The organism is Acuticoccus sediminis (genome assembly GCF_003258595.1).
GTDB classification, from domain to species: domain Bacteria; phylum Pseudomonadota; class Alphaproteobacteria; order Rhizobiales; family Amorphaceae; genus Acuticoccus; species Acuticoccus sediminis.
Genome location: NZ_QHHQ01000003.1, coordinates 830706 through 846999, shown reverse-complemented (window position 1 = coordinate 846999; position 16294 = coordinate 830706). Strand labels below are relative to the sequence as shown.

The window sequence follows — 16294 nt, the reverse complement described above, 5'->3', positions numbered from 1 at the left end:
CATGCAGGCGGTCAAACCGCTCCTCAGCGTTTCAGGACAAGGGGTGCCGCCGATCCGGGTCACCGCCGAGCACCCCTTCTACACTCGCTCCGCCACGAACGCGTGGAACAACGAGCGCCGAGCGTACCGGCGGACGCTCGGTGAACCGACATGGACCCCCGCCGCTGATCTGCGGACCACCGGCGCCCCGATGAACGCCGCTGGCGGCGACCTGTCGTTCTGGGCCTCGCCGGCCGTCTTTCCGGCGCTTCCGGTGCCCGAGGTGCCGGGCCGCGGCATGGTGCTCGACGAACGCTTGATGTGGCTCGCCGGCAGGTACGTCGGCGAGGGCTGGACGCGGCTTGGTGGAGGACGCGCGGAACTCGTCATCACGTGCGACCGCCGCGATGCGGACGCGCTTCGCGAGCGCCTCAGCGCGTGGCCGCGTGCCGGACAACGGGCTGGGACCGATGAACTCGCCTGGCACGAGAGGGAGACCTCCACCGCCTACCAGTTCTCGACGTCGCACCAGGGGTTGGTGATCTGGCTCCGGCAGCAGTTCGGACACGGCGAGGCAGAGAAGGCCTTCCCCGCCTGGGCGCTGGGGATGCCAGAGCGCATGCGCGCCGCGCTCCTGGCGGGCTACGTCTCCGCCAATGGGTCGGAGCCCAAGATCCGTGAGGTGGTGCTGACCCACATCACGACCGTGTCCCGGCGGCTCGCCTTCAGCACGAAGGCTCTTGTCGAGAGCCTTGGCACGCCGGCGAAGATCTATGGGCCGCGCCAGAGCACGAGCGTCATAGCTGGACGCCGCGTCAACGCCAGACCGTTCTATTCGGTGCGCTGGCGTCATGAACCCGCTCGCCGTCAGCATGAGCGGGACGATCTGCACTTCTGGACACGTCTTCAGGACGTGGCAGACGCCCGCGAGACGGCGCCGGTGTTCAACATCTCGGTCGAGGAGGACGAGAGCTACGTCGCGGACGGGATCGTCGTCCACAACTGCAAGCACTTCTCGAAGGCGAAGGGCGGCAAGCCGGTGAAGCGCAACGTGCGTGATCTCGCCTGGACCGTCGTGCTCTGGGCGAAGCGTGCCCGGCCGCGCGTCATCATCCTCGAGAACGTCGAGGAGTTCCGGGACTGGGGGCCGCTCGTGGAGCGCGCGCCAGGCGTCTTCACCCCGTGCCCTGACCGCCGCGGCGAGACCTTCGCGCGGTGGACCGGAGAGCTGAAGCGGCTCGGCTACAAGGTCGAGTGGCGTGAGCTTCGGGCGTGCGACTACGGCGCGCCGACGATCCGCAAGCGGCTGTTCGTGATCGCCCGGCGCGACGGCCGCCGCATCGTCTGGCCGAAGCCGACGCACGGCGCGCCTGACAGCGATGGTGTCCGCAGCGGCAAGCTGAAGCCATGGCGGACGGCGGCCGAGATCATCGACTGGTCGATCCCGTGCCCGTCAATCTTCGACACCGCCGAGGAGATCCGCGCGAAGTTCGGGATCCGCGCGATCCGGCCGCTCGCCGACGCCACGATGAGGAGGATCGCGCGCGGTGTCGTCCGGTACGTCCTCACGTGTGGGCATCCGTTCATCGTCCCGGTCACGCACCACGGCGATCTCCGCTCGCACGGGGTCACGGAGCCGGTGCGAACCCAGACGACCGCAAATCGCGGCGAGCACGCGCTCATCATGCCGCACCTGACGAAGTTCCAAACCGGCTCGACGGGCGCGCCGATGGATGGGCCGGTGCCCACCGTGACCGCCAACAGCTACGTGAAGCGCCCCGGCGGCGCGGCACCGCTAGGTCTCGTGGCCGCGACGATGGTGCAGACCGGATACGGTGAGAGGGAGGGACAGGCACCGCGATCGCTCGACATTCAGGAACCGCTCGGAACCCAGGTTGCCGGCGGCGCGAAGCACGCCGTCGTCGCCGCGTTCCTGGCGCAGCACAACACGGGCGTCGTCGGCCATGACGCCCGAGAGCCGGTGTCGACGCTCACCACGGGAGGCTCCTACGGAGCGTCCCAGCAGAGCGTGGTTGCGGCCCACCTCATGAACATGAGGGGAAGCACCCGGAGAGATGGAGAGGCCAACGATCCGCTTTGGACGCAAACCGCCGGCGGCCAGCATTCGGCTCTGATCTCGGCCTTCCTGTCGAAGTACTACGGCCAGGGCGAAGGCGCCGCGATTGACGGCCCGATGCATACCGACACCACCAAGGACCGGTTCGGTCTGGTGACGGTCGAGATCGATGGCGCCACCTACGCCATCGCCGACATCGGAATGCGGATGCTCACTCCACGCGAGCGCTTCCGGGCCCAGGGCTTCCCCGACGACTACCAGATCGACGTCGGCCGCGATGCCGACGGAAACCCGGTACGGCTCACGGCCACCGCCCAAGGCCGCATGTGCGGCAACAGCGTCTGCCCGCCGCTGGCCGCGGCCCTCGTCAATGCGAACTGCGCGGACCTCGCCGTTGGCATGACGGAGGAGGCGGCCGCGTGACCCGCCTGGAACGCATCATGGTCCGGACCGGCAAGCCGCGCCGGATCCGCTGGGTGACCGTCGAACGCAAGGCGCGTGTGGAGCGCCCCGAGAATCTCAAATCGCTGCCTGAACACCGTACGCGCCGGCAGGTCCGGCTGCGGCTCTCCGAGGCGGCCTGAAGCATGGAGAAGAAGATGCAGGGATATTCACTCGCGGGAACGCCAGAGGCCCGGGCGGCGTACTTCAGGCGTGTGTCCGAGAAAGGGGACATGAGACCGGCGCCGCGCGTCGTCGAGGTCGCGACCGCAGATCCTGAGGCCAAACATGAGCGATGGCCAGAACCACGGTCCCGCGAGGACGCCCACGCCGCGCATATGCGGCGCGTCGCTTCGAATTGCGCGCGAGAGATCGACACTGCGGCGCGTCCCGCTCTGGTCCAGCAGCAGGACGTCCCGCCAGCGGCGAAACCTGTGAAGGACACCGGCGATCAGACGCCCATGGGATGGACGCCTCTCAACCCGTCCATGACGTTCGAGACGTTCGTCGCCAGCTCCGACCTGCCACTGGCGCTTGCTCGCAAGGTTGCCGCAACCGAGCGCTGGAGCCGCGTCGAGCACAGCCCGATCGTGATCTACGGCGGCGATGGCCTCGGCAAGACGCATCTTCTCCAAGCGATCGCGGCCACCTCACCGCAGCAGTGCCTCTACGTCACCGCCGAGGACTTCATGTACCGCCTCGTCGGCACCCTCACGAAGGGTCAGGGCGAAGCCATGCGGAAGACGCTGGCCCAGGCGGAGGTCCTCCTGGTGGACGGCATCGATCGGATCACCGGCTCGATGTTCGTGCCGCATTTCGAGCAGGCCATCGACTTGTTCGCCAGCGGTGGACAGCAGGTAGTGTGCACATCGAGGGTGGTTCCTGCTGTTCTGGAGATGCTCGGCCCGGAGACGCGCCGGCGACTGTCCTCCGGCATGGTCGCTGAGATGGCGCCGCCGAATTATGGCCAGCGCAAGGATATCGTCGCCAAGCGGATCGAGATCCACCGGACGGATTTCGCAGCGCTGGCATTCCCGGACGAGGTCGCGGAGTTCATCGCCAAGTCGATCACGACCAACGGAAGAGACCTGGTCGGTGCTGTCAGCCGGATCGTTGCCCACTCCGAGCTCGCCGGCCGGACGATCGATCTGCAGATGGCCGAGTTGGCGATCCTCGATCTGCTCCGCGCCAACACGGTGAAGACGCCGAAGATCGAGGACATCCAGCGGGTCGTCTGTCAGCACTACGGAATCTCGCGGGGCGACCTGGTCTCGGCGAGGCGCACCAAGGTGATCGTTCGGCCGCGACAGGTAGCGATGTACCTCTGCAAGATGCTGACGCCGAGGTCCCTTCCGGAGATCGGTCGTCGATTTGGGAACCGCGACCACACGACCGTCCTCCATGCGGTGCGGAAGATCGATGATCTGAAGGAGAGGGACCAGAAACTCGCCGAGGACATCGAGATTATCACCCGCGGCCTCGCCTGACAGGGGCCGCCCCGTGGATGATCCCGAAGCCATCCTGACGAGGGTCCTGAAGGACTACGACGTCACGGTTCTGGACAACGAGGGCCCGGACATCAAGCCGCGCCAGACCAAGGCCAAGCAGACCCTGGTGAAGCTCCTGGAGCAACACGGCGAGGGCCACCTGCAGGACGTTCTGACGTGCTTTCTCCACACCGAGAACAACGCGATGGCGTTGCTGGCGCCGATCATCAAGGCAGTCTCGTCGCTTCTCCGGGCCCATCCCGAATGGTGGCGTCGCGACACCACGGCTTGGCTCGAGGTCCTGGACCGTATCGACCTCAATCGCCTCCACACGTTCGTGAAGGGCAACATGAAGGCGGTCCCCGCCGACAAGGCGATTGCCACCGAACTCTACCGAGAACTCGCGGGGGAGTTTGCCCCGCCGACCCCCGAACTTTTTGATGAACGATATGAGGGAGCGAGCGCATGAACGCGCCGACGAACGTGAATTGGACGCTCCTAACCCCGAGCGAGAAGACCGAGATCGTGAAGAAGGGAATTCGGCAAGGCCTCTCGGCGTCCAAGATTGCCGAGCCGCTCGGCATCAGCCGGAACGCGATCATCGGTGTCGCCAACCGGGCCGGGCTGTCATTCGGATTGAAGTTTGTCCACCGGGCGGGCCGAGTGCAGAAGGTCGCCCGAGCGGCAGCAGGCCAAGCGAAGGCGGCACCTCAGAAGGCTGTCGTTGCGCAGAAGGTGCCGCCGATCCCGAAGGTGACGCCGGCGCCGCCTCTCCAGAAGATCGAACCGGCTCCCGTAGTGGCCTCAGACCCTGTTCCGATGACCTCTGGCGTGGCCTTCATGGACCTCTCGCACCGGTCTTGCCGAGCTCCGCTTTGGGGACAGTACCCACCGGTCTCGATCGACGACTTTCGCTTCTGCGGGGCCAAGACAATCGAGGAAGGATCCTACTGCGCTGAGCACCACAAGCGCTTCCATCAGGCCATTCACTCCACGCGGATCAAGCCACCGAGCGAGACGCGCGGGGTATCAAAGACGGCCGTGATGGATGCCGTGCTCTCGGCGGTGGGCTCGAGGAGATGGTGATGGATCGCGCTTTGCTGGAGCACGTCATCCGCGAACGCCTGAAGGACGCGGCCCGGACCGAGCGCCGCCTTCCTGCCGGCTCGCTCGGCCCCTCGGCGATGCGGGCGGTATGGCCAGAGATGGACCCGCCCACCAAGGAGGAGGTCGACGCCTACGGCTACACCGATGAGGAGAAGGCCGAAGCGAAGCGGGAGGCGTGGGAAGCGCTCATCCGGAGGCGGCCGGCTACCCCGGCAGACGTCTCCAGAATGATGGAGACCATCGGGTGGGTTGCAAGGTATGTTCATGACGCGATGCACCGCCGAGCAGTTTTCGCTTGGGCCCGTGGCCAAGTGAAGAAGGAAGTTGGGGGAGAGAGTTTCAGGTCATGGTGCAGGCGACACAGCATACACGCAAATCAGGGAACGCGGTTCGTTTCGTATGCTGTGAATGACATCGCGACACACGCACCCAACTTTCCCGAGTTGTTGGTTCAGGCCGAGGAATTGGCGGTGTGTACAGAGCGACCTGATTTCGATACTCATTTCGATACGCTGAGGACATCTGACGACGGCGCTCCGCCACGGCATCAGCACTGGCACATGGAGCCTGGCGCGAAGCCCGTCGCTCACGATGACAGCGACCCCGAAGCGGTCGCGGCGATGATCAATCGGCTGGATAAGGCGCGTGAACGCGCGCGGAAAGCGCAGGCGCGGCGCCGGGCCAAGCTCGGCCTTGTCGACGGATAGGCGAGGAACCCGCGTGGGCGAACAGCGGCTTGCACAGGGATGCCGGCGGCCGGGCGCGCGTAAGGTCAAGGTCGTCACGAACTTGGACCCGGATACCCTGGCCGAACTCCAGCGGATGGCCCGCCGTGAGAACTGCACGGTCTCGGAGGTCATCCGGACGGTGATCGAGTGGGGTCTTGAGCGTGCAGGGTGAACGGCGTCGATGCGCCTGTATTCGCGACGCTTCACATCTGAAGGCTGAAGTCAAGCTAATCGACGCTGGCATGTGAACAAAGGGGATAATGCGTAATTCGGGGACAAAGCCTGTGGATGAGTTCGCGGTGACTCCATGCCAAGAGGCGCATCTGTCATCTTGAGGGAGTTCGGCGCGTTGGTGCGCGCTGGGTGGAAGCGGCGAGGGACAGGTTTTCCAGGCATGGCCCCGCCGCTTCCGAGAGACACCGCCGAGTTAGCGCTCGGCGCCATCCATCACCGACGGTTGAAAAGGAACCGACGATGACGATCCTCATTACCACGCCGTCTGCGGACGGCGCAAAGCCGCTCACCATGTCCTCGCTGGAAATTGCCGAGCAGACGGGGAAGCGGCACGACCACGTTGTGCGGGACATTCGCGCTGTCCTTACCGAGCTGCATGGGGAAGGGGGTCTCCCCAAGTTTGGGGACACCTACATCAACCCGCAGAACGGTCAGTCCTACCCCTGCTTCCGTCTCCCGCACCGCGAGTTGATGATCCTTCTGACTGGCTACAGCGTCCCGCTTCGGGCCAAGGTGATTGATCGGTGGGAGACGCTGGAGCGCAACGCGACCGCCGCCTCGACCGAGGCGCTGGTGCAGCGGGTGGATGGCATTTCGCGAATGCTCGCGAAGAAGGTGACGGGCATCGAGGCGCGCGTGAACGAGATCGTTGATGAGGCCATCATGCGAGCCATCGCCGCCGACTCCCGTGTCTCGGTCATGTCGCACATCAGCGTTAAGCAGATCCTTGCCGACGAGTGGCGGGTGCCTGCCAAAGGCCGCCGATCTATTCAGCGCAAGGTTTTCACCAGGTTGCAGGACCACTGCCTCGCACACGGCATCAAAGCATTCCGGTGCGCGCACAGCGGGACGTGGCTGTTTCCGCGTCATGATGCGATCGCTTTCGTTCGCGACCACTGCGGACCGATGATCCGCGAACACGTGGACAAGGTTACTGGGCAGGGGCGGCTCCCCTTTAAGGTGGTCGGCGGCACCGAAGTGAAGTGCTCCGTTAACGAGCGCAGCGCCGCCGCCTGAATACCAGCGAGGAGCGCCGCGAGCGCCTGGAGCCCGGACCTTGACCGGGTGGCAGGGCCGAAGCCTCGCCGTCGACGATGATCGACGGGAACAGCGGCAACTCCATCATCCGGCCGTAGTCTCACCTGGGCCCCCGGCGGGAGGGCAGGTCATACACGGGGGCGATGCCGTGAGTGGCCGGATGCCTGTCGGTCAGGCGCCCGGCAGAGGCAAAGGCTCCAATCGCCCGCATCCCGCCAACCATTCCGGCACCCCGAGACCGGGGGCGTCAATTCAGGGAGCGTCGCCGTGGGCATCCAGGACAACTCGGCAGCGACCCTGCCCATCCTTCAGAAGCTGCGCCAGGACGCCCGTGCGGCGGCCGACAGCGCGAAGACCTACTCCGAGGGGGTCAACGCCAAGCTCGCGGTCGCAATCGCTGGTCTCGCCAAGGTGGCGCGGGACGGCGACGCGGCGTCGCTAACGGGGACGCTGCCCGTCGAGCGTGTCGACGTCGACGCGATGCGCGCGCATCTCGGTATCGACGGATCAAGCCTGGTGACGGCGGCGCTTATTGCCGCACTGATCTCGGCCGACAGTGAAGCGGCCGCCGAGCTCGCAGATGCACTCGGTGTCGATGACATCGCCGCGGCGCAGACCGCGGATCAGATCGCCAACCTTTTCGCGGCCGATGCGAACGCCGCCACGGCCCTGGTGGCGGCCCTCCCGGTGGACCTGCCGGAAGGCGGACCAGCTGCGATTATCGAGGCTCTACGTGGGGCGCTCGTAGATATGGAGTGACCTCATGCCGGCGATGGATCTTGTCGAAGACGCACTGATGATCCGAGACGCCAGCCAGGGCGGCTTTGGGTACATGCAGGCGGCGAAGCTGCTGGCCAAAGTTCTGAGCGGGGGTGCCAGTGAAATCACCATCGGCGCCCCCGATGCTAACGGGAAGATCACGATCTCTCTTGCGGGCGAGAGCTTCACGACGGCGGAAAAGGACAAGCTCGCCGACATCGAGGCTGACGCCAAGGACGATCAGACGGCCGACGAGATTGCCAGTCTGATCGCTGCCGGCTCCGCCGCGCAGGATGTGCTGAAGGCGGCGCTCTCCGTCCCGGCGTGGGCTCCGTCCCGCGCGGCCGCGCAGGCACTCTCGTTCCCGGCCAGCGTCAAGGAGATGGTCGCCTGGGGCTATGCCGCTCCGGGCGATGGGGGTGGCGCGCGGTGGAAGCGCGTCGACAGCGAGCCGTCGCATGCCGGAAAGTTCCGGAGCCAGGACCGCATACGCTCCGACGGCTCCATCAGTGCGACCAACGGCGGATGGTGGGAGATCGTCGCCGGCAACGGCATGACCCTGACCCCGCTTCAATTCGGCGCGGTACCGGGACAGGACGTCAACAGCGGTCCGCAACTGCAGGACTATTTCGACTATGTGGTCCGGTCGTTCGACGGGTACGCGTTCCCGATGGACATCGACCTGGGTGGGATGCTGTTCCGGTCCGACCAGAGCCTCAACCTGACAGGCATCCGCCAGCCCGGTCTCCGGATGCGGAACGGTGAGATCTACTCCCGCGCGCAGAACAAGATCGCGTTGGATTTCACGGGCGGCAACAACATCACCCTGAGCAACATCGACGTGAACGGTGCCGAGGATGCGCCGCCGGACGTCGGTATCCTGTTCAGCCGCGCTGCTGGAGCATTGAACGACTTCGCCGGCTCCTCGACGATGATCATCGACAACGTCAAGGCCAACGGATATTTCAGGCGCGCGGCGTGCATTGCCATCGCGTCGGAGGTCTCGACGTGGATCGCGCCGAACTTTCGGAACAAGCACAAGCACTACTACGCCGTCGCGTTCGCGATGGTCGACAACACCCAGGCGCTCGTCGATCAGTTCGCCGGCTCGATGATCACGTCCGAGTTCCAGACGCTGCCGCCTCCCGGCACCAGTCACTCGAACGTCTGCCACAACATGGTGTGCCCGACGATCGCGCGGTCGTCTCCCTTCAGCGTGAGCATCACGAGCATCACGCGGGCGAACCCGGCCGTCGTCACGCTCGCGACCATGGACAACGTCGACCTCGTCAACGGCGACTGGATCTTCATCACCGGCGGGACGATGGACGAGGTCGCCTACGGCTACTTCCAGGTCGCAAACCTCAACGTCGCGGCGAAGACGTTCCAGTTGTCCGGCGTTAACTCCACCGGCTTCTCGGCCTATACCGGCGGTGCGACGCTTCAAATGCGGATGGGTCCGGCAGTTCTCATGTCCGGCGTCCGGACCTTCTATTCGCAGGGCGGATATCTTCTCTCGTATGGTCAGCCCGCGCTGGTCCTCGACACCGCCAACGGCACCTTCAAGGACTTCCACTTTAACGCTCAGTTCGAGCGCCACTGCTTCGATCCGATCGCCATTCGGAACTCGGCCGGGACGGACATCCTTTGGGACATCGACCTCAATCTGCCGAACCACTCGCAGGATCCCGGTCGGAGCCTCATCAGGGCGCTCGGCACGGGAACGGTGCAGTTCCGGGGTCTGAAGTTGCTGGGCTGGCACGGCGTGCCGAACGTGGCGCTGGAGGGCGTCTTCTACCCGGCGTCGAAGTTCGACATCATGGGCGGGAACATCACGATCCCGCAGGAGGCTTTCCTCGATCCGACCGAGCTTCTCCGGTTCGATGGCAGCATCACCGCGTGGGATCGAACGCCGCGCAAAATCGAGTACCTCGACAAGAACACTCCGATCCAGAACCTGATGAACACCTTTGGTTCATGGGTTCCGGTCATTCGAGACGCTCCGACCGGTGGCAACGTAGCGACGACGTCAAACGTTTCCGGCACCTGGAATAGGGTCGGGAATATTCTGCATTTCACCGGCTTCCTGCGTGACATCAGCACGACAGGAATGAACGTCGAAAATGATCTATACATCGATCTTTCGGGGCTTCCGGCCACGCCTGCAAACGTCGCTGGAAATGGTGTCGATTACTACGTCGGCTCGGTGCGAACCACGTATATCGCCCTGGACGGTTCTCCAGTAATCGAGTGCCTCGAAGACATGACCTGGGCGCGCATTACCTGCAGTCGCGACGGGATCGTCAATCGGGCGATTAAGATCGGTGACGTTACCGATGGCAACGGTGACATCGTCTTCCAGATGACGGTGCGCGTGTAGCGCGCCGTCCCCTCCACCATGCAAGCTCCGGGTGATCAGCAATGCCTACCCCTGTGATCTTCGACGTGGACCACGACAAGCTGGTGGCCTACGACGTGGACAATGGCTGGCTCGGCGTGATCGGGCCTGGTCGCGTCCTCGCAAAGACGCTGGTGGTCGACGGCGCCGCAATCTCGATCTCCTATCAGGAGCCAGAGGGCACGGTCACAATCAGTGTCGATGCCGAAGCCGGCGCGACCGCGGACATGACCGGCGCCGAGATCGTGGCAGCGGTCAACGATGCCCTTGGTTCGAGCACCTGGCAGTCCGGCGGGACTGCTGACCTCCTCGTCTACAGCGTCAACGGCCTCACCGGCGACGTCGTGCTCACCTCAGACGAGATCGACGATAGTGGATCGACCGAGAAGCGGTTCATTACCCAAACCCTGCTGAACAAGCTCTCCAACATCGAGATTGGCGCCACGGCGGACCAGACCGGCGCCGAGATGGTGACCCTGATCAATGGCGCCCTCGGATCGACCGACTGGCAGTCAGGGGGCGCCGGTGGCGGCGCCGTCGACAGCGTCAACGGTCAAACGGGTGCAGTTGTCCTGACAGCGGACGACATCGACGACAGTGCGACCGTCAAGGTGTTCTTCTCCGCATCCGAAAGGGTCAAGCTCTCCAACATCGACGAATATGCCACCGATGATCAAACGGGTTCTGAGATCGTTGCCGCGATCAACGACGAGCTCGGCTCGGCAAATTGGCAATCGGGGGGTAGCGGCGGCGAGGTGACGAGCGTCAATAATCGCACCGGCGACGTCGTCATCAGTCCGGACGACCTCGACGACGCAACGACGTCACACAAGTTCATCTCGCAAGCGCAGCTGTCGAAGCTTAGCGGGATCCAGGCTGGCGCCACCGATGACCTGACGGCATCGGAGATCGTGACACTGGTCGATGCCGACGGGACCGCTAAGAGCGCGCTCAAGACTGCGCTCGCTGTTCCGGTTGCCGCAGGGGATATCGGTGCTGTTCCGACGACACGGACCGTGGGGACCGGCGAGGGCCTGCAAGGTGGCGGAAGCCTCGGCACAAACCGAACGATCTCGCTTTCAGCCGCGACCATCGCCAGTCTCAATCGGGCCGACAACGCGGCTCCATCCAGCGAGGTCGTTGGTCTTGTCTACGGCGCCGCCGTCGAATTGACGTGAGCATCCATAGGGCAGCAGATGACCAACCTGATCACATTCCGAGCGACCCGACCGGTTGAGCTCTACGGCAAATTCCTGTCCGAGGGCGAGCAGATCCAGCTGACCGGAGAGCAGGCAGAGTACTACGCAGCAACGGGCGCCCTGGAGGCTCTGTTCGGCGACGTCATCCCGTATCTCTCGACGTCATCGGCCCGGGACGCGATGCCGACGACGTTTGATCAAGACTACAGCCGCGTTGCCCGATCGATCTACATCGGCGCCGCCGGCGACCTCAACATCAGAACCTTGGCCGGCAACGACCGCATCTTCTACGGCCTCGTCGCGCCAATGATCCTTCCGGTTGCGGCCCTTCGGGTAAACTCCGAAGGGACAACGATGATCGCCAAGTACATCTTGGGACTGGCATAGGAGGTCTCGATGAATTTCATTCTCGGCCTCGGCATCCTCCAGCGGATTGCGCGCAAGCTCCGGTATTGGGGCGACGGCGAGCTGTGGGACGACGACGGGGAATGGGTCGACGAGGACGATTAATCTTGGAGGATCGTCATGGCTCTATGGTTCGCGAACCGCGAGAGCATGAAGGCGGTGCGTGAGAAGATCAATATTGGGCTCGACAATCTCTCGCAAGTGACGGATCGAGTGACCATCCTCGAGACGGTCCGGGTCGTGAACCTGGCGGTCGACACACCGGTGGCAGAGTACGGGCAAGACTTCACACCGGCCCTGACCTGGGTGTTGGACGGCGCCGCACCCGTGGTTCGTCAGACCGTAAACGGCTCGCCGATTGCGCCGAACACCGAGACCTGGACCGCGCCAGTCACCATCACCGATGACGCCACCTACACCGTCACGGTCACTGACCACCGCGGCCGCAAGGACAGCGCGAGCGTCTCCGTCGATTTCAAATACCGGGTCTTTTGGGGTGTCTCACCGTCGGAGACACTGGATGCGGCGGGCGTGCTCAACCTCGCCGAAAGCTCGCTCGCTGGGTCCTTGCACAGAGCCATGACCGTTGACGCGACCGGCGGGCAATACCTGTTCTACGCGTATCCCGTGGTGTTCGGCGATGTGGGGTGGGTGACTGCCTTCGGCGACCCGATCGCACCTGTCGTCGAGACGGTGACCCTTACCACGCCAGCCGGTTACACCGGCTCGTACTATGTCGTGCGCCTTCCAAACACGATCGACCATGCCGAAGCGATTTGGTCGGTCGGAACGGACGGTGATGCTGATCCATTCGGCGTCACCGTGGCGCTTGACCTGTCCCTGGAGGAGTTGACGGTCGGGTAGCTCTGCGCGAGCGCGCCGGTGCTCCCGCAATGCCCCCTCCGCTGAGCGTAGGGAGCCACCGTCCGATCAAGCGCATAGGGCTTCTGTCGATGACCGCATATGATCCCAACCTGCATCAGCTCGTCTTTCATGGCGCGGGTCTGCCGAGAAAATTCGGACGTCATGGCCTGGCCAATGCGCTGAAGGCGTCTGTCGCGACCGACGGGTCCGACCTCGAGTTCAGTTCCGTTTCCAGCGGCCGCGTTGGGATCGATCTCAATCTGGCCGCGAAGGCGAAGCTGACGCTCGGCGGCCGGGCCGCTCAGTCGGCCCCGACGCGTGCGGCTGCAGAGGCGCTGGATGTTCCCTCGGAGGTCGTTGAGATGACGCTCCAGGGCTTCGCTGTCCCGAATGACGGCGGGCGAGCTTCTGTAGAGCGTGTCGATAGCGAGCCTGCGCACGCGTGGGGGCTCCAGACCCTCGACGGCGGCTGGTGGGATTTCGCGGGCGACACCGTTCCCCTGAAGGCATTCTCCGCATTGGGCGACGCAGTGAGGCTCACGGATGGCGCCATCGACGCTGGGTCGGTGACGTTCAACAGTGCCTCCGCAAACTGGTCCGCGCTGAACGTAGGCGACCTGATCGCCATCAGTGGCGCAGGGGACGGCGGCGCCGTCTTGTCCAGCGAGATCGTGTCCATCAACTCCCCGCAGTCGGTCGAGATTGCGGATCCGGCGACGAGCGCCGTTGTTGATGCCGATGCCTACTACGGCAACGATGACACCGACGCCGTGAACGCCGCCGACGCGTACTCCGCGCAGACCGGCAAGACGATCATCATGCGACGCGGGACGTTCCTGACCCGCCTGGTGAACTTCAACCAGCTCGACGGGACGTTTCTGAGCCTGGACGGGTCTCAGATCGTCGATGGAACGAACCAGAAGCTCGGGACGTCCATCGTCAATCTGCGATCGGCCATCACGGTTGGAAGTGGGTCGACCGGCTACTTCAATGGAACCGTTCCGAAGGGCCTGCGTCGGCGCAACTACAACGTTTCCAATGATGCCACGGCGACCCCTGTGCCGGACTTTCAGTTCGCGGAGGAGGCCTCACTCGACGTTGATCACGTCTACTACAAGTCGGGCTATCAGGAGTCTTACGATACCGACGGCGGACGATCGGGCTTCACGACCTATCGCACGAAGGTGACGCAGGCGGGTCGCGGCGATTGCGCTGTCTATGCGCCGGACCTCCTCGTCATCGGCGACCCGGATATCCGGGCGAATGCCACCCACGTCCAGTCGATGGCGGCCGGCGATGTCTATGGCGGCACCGTCAGGGCTGGTGCCGGCAATGTCGTGATCAAGCTCGGCGAGCAGCACATCAAGGACCAAGGCAACGCGGTCCGCGGCTACGCCTATCGGTACATTTTCGAGCGCAACAACGACGACGAGAGCAACGGCAAGGTCTGGGAAGGCGTCACCCTCGTTTCGCGTGGGTCCAAGCCGGTGAACGTCGGCTTCAACCTTCAGGGTCTCGGGTCTGGCTTCAAAGTCGGCTACAGCTCTGCCGCATCCAATGTCGAGTACAGCGTCGGCCTCGCCGAGGGGCAGAAGATTGAGTTCGACACCGGCGTCGCGCCGGTGAACGGCCTCAACCTGATCCCGAACACGTTCGGCGGCCGAACGCTACACTACGATGGCGAGAGCATGCGCTTCGATACGCCTGGCGGGAACTTCCTGGCGATCGGAGATGACGAGACCCAGGCGGACCTCCTCAGCGCGAACGCGACCCGCCATGTCGCGCGGACGCGGGCTCAACTGCCCGCAACGGCCGGCGATGGCGATATGTATCGCGTGTCGGATGGACCTGGCGGCCGCCCGTGCTTTGTCGTTTGGCAGGATGGCGGGTGGAAGCCGATCGCCATCGGCGGCATCAACGAACCTGCCAACTGGTACGACCCGGTCCCGGAGAAGACCGTCTTTTCGAGCTTTGCCGAGTTCAAAGCGCGGGTCGACGATGGGTGGTCACCGGCGGACGGGCATATTGCCGAAATTGGCGACCTCCAGTGGAAAGCGAGCTCTGGGGTTTCGACGATCTCCCTCGTTCCCGGGTGGCTTCCGAACGGAACACCGCACCCGCTCCACTGGAACGACACGAACGCCTCGGCGATCTCGGCCGCGATGTCGTATGCGGCCAGCCATGGGAAAGGTCCGGCGCGGTTCAGGGGTGACGTTACGCTCGGCCAGCTCTACTGGTACAATCTGCCGAACGGAGACATCTGGGCCGAAGATCATGGCCAACTCCTCGGCTCCGGAGGTATCGGCGGCCCGAACTACTTCAAGGTGATCGAGACTGCACCGACGGAAAACTGGAGCAACTTCTACGGCCAGATTTTCGACTACGAGAAGGTGCTACCGTTCCGGCGCGCGCTTCGGATCAAGGGTGCAGATACCCTTGGCAATAAGCCAAACCCGGGCCCCGATTACATCGGGTACTATGGCGGCTTCGCCACGTCCCTAACGCACGACGCCGTCCTGAACGAAAGCGGCTACAACGGCGATCCTGGCGAGCCCGCTCGGACGAACTACTCGATGCATCGTCCCTGTCTCTACCAGGAAGGGGCGGGCGACACCGTGGTCTATCGGCCGTTCGTTCGTGTCGGTGATGGGTCCGGCACCGCGGCGACTGCCGTCGACAAGCCATCCGGCGCCGTCTACGGCGGCACCATCGTCGCAAACTCTGACTTCGTGCAGATCTCGTATGGCGAATTCCATACGCAGGACGGTGGGCATGATGTCCGAGGCGCCGGTCCGAACTTCGTCTTCGAACGGGAGAACGACGACGAGGAGAACGAGTGCTCCTGGTATGGCATGAGGATGTTCTCTGCCGGGTCGAAGGCGGTCAACGTCGGTCTTTACTTCGCCGGTCTCTGGAAGTCCGGCATCGACTTCTCGAACTCAACGCTCACGTTGGGGAACGCGCTGTCGATGAAGCAGGACCAGTGGATCGACTTCAACGCTACGCACTCTCGTTGGCCCGGGCGGAATATCTATCGCGACACCGTGCCGAGCGGCTGGAGGATGGGTTACAACCCGGCAACCAGCGCAATTGAGCTTGAGGCGGACGGCGTCGCAGTGATGCGAGCCAAGGGTGACAGCGTCGTATTCCGAACCGGCGCTGACGACGGCCAAGTCGTCAAGATCCAAGGTGCTGCGTCGACCGACGAGCTCACATTTGGGCGCACGGGGAATTCGGCCATCATCCGAGCCGCTGCCGCGGCTGGTGATGCTCAGCTCACGTTCCAAACGACGTCGGGAGGCGCGACCAGTGCGGCCGCGCTTCTGCTTGGAAACGGCAGGTTCAACCTGCCTCGAGACACCGCCGAGTATCAGATCAAGGGCAACAAGGTCTTGGGGCCCCGCATCACGGGTTGGGCCGCAGCCACGGGCACCGCAGCTCGGTCTGGATTTGATACCGCCACGGTGACCCTGGAAGTGCTGGCGCAGCATGTGAAGAGCCTGATCGATGACGGCCTCACACACGGGTACTTCGGCCCGACGCCTTCGCCGTAGGCATCCTCAACATCAGGAGACGCC

13 protein-coding genes are annotated in these 16294 nt (G+C 64.2%); all 13 read left to right on the top strand.

Annotated elements, in window-relative coordinates; translation table 11 throughout:
- Nucleotide 1 precedes the first annotated feature (1 nt).
- The 13 genes from DLJ53_RS18130 to DLJ53_RS18070 all read left to right on the top strand — a co-directional run bounded on the left by DLJ53_RS18130 (nucleotide 2) and on the right by DLJ53_RS18070 (nucleotide 16270).
- A complete protein-coding gene (locus tag DLJ53_RS18130) occupies nucleotides 2-2479 on the top strand; it encodes a DNA cytosine methyltransferase (protein WP_342353602.1) in 2478 nt (825 codons plus the stop codon).
- Entirely contained in the window at nucleotides 2476-2640 is a 165-nt protein-coding gene (locus DLJ53_RS35240) for a hypothetical protein (protein ID WP_162409347.1), read from the top strand. Before DLJ53_RS18130 ends, DLJ53_RS35240 begins: the two co-directional genes overlap by 4 nt.
- Nucleotides 2641-2643: 3 nt before the next feature.
- Nucleotides 2644-3984: a helix-turn-helix domain-containing protein gene (locus DLJ53_RS18125; protein WP_111347739.1), complete on the top strand. Its 1341-nt coding sequence runs from the start codon at nucleotides 2644-2646 to the stop codon at nucleotides 3982-3984.
- A 13-nt stretch (nucleotides 3985-3997) separates the two neighbouring features.
- Nucleotides 3998-4453 carry a hypothetical protein gene (locus DLJ53_RS18120; protein ID WP_111347738.1) on the top strand — a complete coding sequence of 152 codons (456 nt, stop codon included), beginning with the start codon at nucleotides 3998-4000 and terminating at the stop codon, nucleotides 4451-4453.
- On the top strand, nucleotides 4450-5070 hold the full coding sequence (locus tag DLJ53_RS18115) for a GcrA family cell cycle regulator (RefSeq protein ID WP_111347736.1): 621 nt from the start codon (nucleotides 4450-4452) through the stop codon (nucleotides 5068-5070). The genes DLJ53_RS18120 and DLJ53_RS18115 overlap by 4 nt, the downstream gene beginning before the upstream one ends.
- The gene (locus DLJ53_RS18110) at nucleotides 5070-5798 is read left to right on the top strand and encodes a hypothetical protein (RefSeq protein ID WP_111347734.1); all 729 of its coding nucleotides are present in this window, start codon (nucleotides 5070-5072) and stop codon (nucleotides 5796-5798) included. Before DLJ53_RS18115 ends, DLJ53_RS18110 begins: the two co-directional genes overlap by 1 nt.
- A 495-nt stretch (nucleotides 5799-6293) precedes the next feature.
- On the top strand, nucleotides 6294-7070 hold the full coding sequence (locus DLJ53_RS18100) for a Rha family transcriptional regulator (RefSeq protein ID WP_111347731.1): 777 nt from the start codon (nucleotides 6294-6296) through the stop codon (nucleotides 7068-7070).
- Between the two features lie 288 nt (nucleotides 7071-7358).
- On the top strand, nucleotides 7359-7850 hold the full coding sequence (locus DLJ53_RS18095) for a hypothetical protein (protein WP_111347729.1): 492 nt from the start codon (nucleotides 7359-7361) through the stop codon (nucleotides 7848-7850).
- 4 nt (nucleotides 7851-7854) lie between these two features.
- Nucleotides 7855-10230: a hypothetical protein gene (locus DLJ53_RS18090; protein ID WP_111347728.1), complete on the top strand. Its 2376-nt coding sequence runs from the start codon at nucleotides 7855-7857 to the stop codon at nucleotides 10228-10230.
- 65 nt (nucleotides 10231-10295) lie between these two features.
- Nucleotides 10296-11426 (top strand): hypothetical protein, encoded by a 1131-nt coding sequence (locus DLJ53_RS18085; RefSeq protein WP_162409343.1) that lies wholly within the window; start codon nucleotides 10296-10298, stop codon nucleotides 11424-11426.
- An 18-nt stretch (nucleotides 11427-11444) separates the two neighbouring features.
- Nucleotides 11445-11834 carry a spike base protein, RCAP_Rcc01079 family gene (locus DLJ53_RS18080; protein WP_111347724.1) on the top strand — a complete coding sequence of 130 codons (390 nt, stop codon included), beginning with the start codon at nucleotides 11445-11447 and terminating at the stop codon, nucleotides 11832-11834.
- A gap of 138 nt (nucleotides 11835-11972) precedes the next feature.
- A complete protein-coding gene (locus DLJ53_RS18075; RefSeq protein ID WP_111347723.1) occupies nucleotides 11973-12716 on the top strand; it encodes a hypothetical protein in 744 nt (247 codons plus the stop codon).
- A gap of 89 nt (nucleotides 12717-12805) precedes the next feature.
- A complete protein-coding gene (locus DLJ53_RS18070) occupies nucleotides 12806-16270 on the top strand; it encodes a hypothetical protein (RefSeq protein WP_111347721.1) in 3465 nt (1154 codons plus the stop codon).
- Nucleotides 16271-16294: the final 24 nt, after the last annotated feature.

Bases quoted from the DNA above. Each gene is read 5' to 3' on its own strand.
- DLJ53_RS18130 (WP_342353602.1), top strand. From the start codon at position 2: ATGCAGGCGGTCAAACCGCTCCTCAGCGTTTCAGGACAAGGGGTGCCG.
- DLJ53_RS18125 (WP_111347739.1), top strand. From the start codon at position 2,644: ATGGAGAAGAAGATGCAGGGATATTCACTCGCGGGAACGCCAGAGGCC.
- DLJ53_RS18115 (WP_111347736.1), top strand. From the start codon at position 4,450: ATGAACGCGCCGACGAACGTGAATTGGACGCTCCTAACCCCGAGCGAG.
- DLJ53_RS18110 (WP_111347734.1), top strand. From the start codon at position 5,070: ATGGATCGCGCTTTGCTGGAGCACGTCATCCGCGAACGCCTGAAGGAC.
- DLJ53_RS18100 (WP_111347731.1), top strand. From the start codon at position 6,294: ATGACGATCCTCATTACCACGCCGTCTGCGGACGGCGCAAAGCCGCTC.
- DLJ53_RS18090 (WP_111347728.1), top strand. From the start codon at position 7,855: ATGCCGGCGATGGATCTTGTCGAAGACGCACTGATGATCCGAGACGCC.
- DLJ53_RS18080 (WP_111347724.1), top strand. From the start codon at position 11,445: ATGACCAACCTGATCACATTCCGAGCGACCCGACCGGTTGAGCTCTAC.
- DLJ53_RS18075 (WP_111347723.1), top strand. From the start codon at position 11,973: ATGGCTCTATGGTTCGCGAACCGCGAGAGCATGAAGGCGGTGCGTGAG.
- DLJ53_RS18070 (WP_111347721.1), top strand. From the start codon at position 12,806: ATGACCGCATATGATCCCAACCTGCATCAGCTCGTCTTTCATGGCGCG.